Genomic DNA, 1,597 nt, shown 5'->3' on the forward strand with positions numbered 1-1,597 from the left:
ATAGTGTTTTAAATTAATTAGTTACAATTAATTTCGTTCTGCGTTAAGGCAGAGTAGAAGGATTTTCAACGTGGTTTTACTGATGAAATCAGCATAAAATTGGTGTGTTTTTGCGCACGAAGTCACATATACGTCACATGAATTTTACATTGTGACACACTAAATCGGCGATATCGTCTCAACTACAGTATACGGTTCCGCGGTTGACCATTAGGGGGCTACCAAACACAAAATGTATCCGTCGTTACCTATAACTCATTGTTTATTATGAACCTGGCTATCAACAGGCGCTTGCCCTCGCTCAGTTAAGCCGTAGTCCCGTACCACCGCCGCTACCCGCAAGCGGTAACCGGCGAACACACTCGCACGCCCCGCGGCTTGTGCGCCACGATGCTGTTCAATATTCCGCCACTGCTTAACGGCCGCCTCATCGCGCCAAAATGATAGCGATAACAACTTCTGCGGGTTACTTAAACTCTGAAAACGTTCTACTGAAATAAAACCGTCCATTTGTTCCAATAAAGGTTTCAGTGCCACGGCATAATCCAGATATGCATGGTACTCACCCTCTGCCGGTTCAACTTCAAAGATAACTGCAATCATCGGTGACCCCATCGGATAAAATGAAAGAAAACAATATTAAACGAAGCCATCAATGTATTTAAGACATTTACGTCTTTTCTGGGGTTAGTTGGCGATTATATAGGATGTACGTCACTTACTATTCCGGTAGAGGAGCATGTGCTGGCGCGGGTTAAAAGCTTCAGTTATTGATGGGATTGGGGCACCCTCATGGCGGTTATTTTGTTCTTATCGGGATAACTGCATTGGATCGCCCCGATAAAACGCAGTAATACAAAACCTTATAAAGCCACAATGATAAAAGCCCCGACTACAGTAGTCAGGGCTTTTAAGGTACTACAGATTTAAAATTAAACATTAATCAACTTAATAACGTGACACTTATCTTAGTACTATTTACAAAGATGTACCTATTTCTACAGGAATATTTGGTGCTTACAACTAACTCTATCCTCCAATATATTAACTGAATGATAACATTTCCCGTTCGTTACATTTAGCCATGCTTATGATAACACTGACTAAATTAGTACATCACCCTCGCGATATATACTCTTGCTACATGGCTTTACTTTCTTCGCGATATCCTCGACTTCATACTTACGTACACAAATCGCGAACATTACTATTAACAACAAAGCCTTAACTCATCGCGTTTTGGTCCACATATGCGATCGTAAAGATTTATTACTTGGCCTGAAATCATCATCGCACGGGTCCATTATTAAAAACCCATCGCGAATCTCACATAAAAAAATATTTCGTGACCTTTATCGCATTATTTTAAATCAACTACATAGACACCGGCTAAATAAAGAGTTCGTTACTAATTGCACCGGTGTTGAATTCCAATCTACGTGTTCTGTACCAGATGTCAATACTGTTTTTAAGAACATGTTTTTATTATCAGTACTACTGAAAATAACTTGGTATTTTATTGGTTTAGAATCATACAAAATCATCCGTATCGACTCATCATAACGTCAACAAGCTGATTCTACTTATTTTTTATATT

1 protein-coding gene is annotated in these 1,597 nt (G+C 39.4%); it reads right to left on the reverse strand.

Annotated elements, in window-relative coordinates:
* Window positions 1-255 precede the first annotated feature (255 nt).
* Window positions 256-603, reverse strand: a complete 348-nt coding sequence (locus tag V1952_RS21740) for an antibiotic biosynthesis monooxygenase family protein (protein ID WP_420075538.1) — start codon at window positions 601-603, stop codon at window positions 256-258.
* Window positions 604-1,597: the final 994 nt, after the last annotated feature.

This window comes from Yersinia sp. 2542 StPb PI (assembly GCF_048593855.1).
In the GTDB taxonomy this organism is placed as follows: domain Bacteria; phylum Pseudomonadota; class Gammaproteobacteria; order Enterobacterales; family Enterobacteriaceae; genus Yersinia; species Yersinia enterocolitica_E.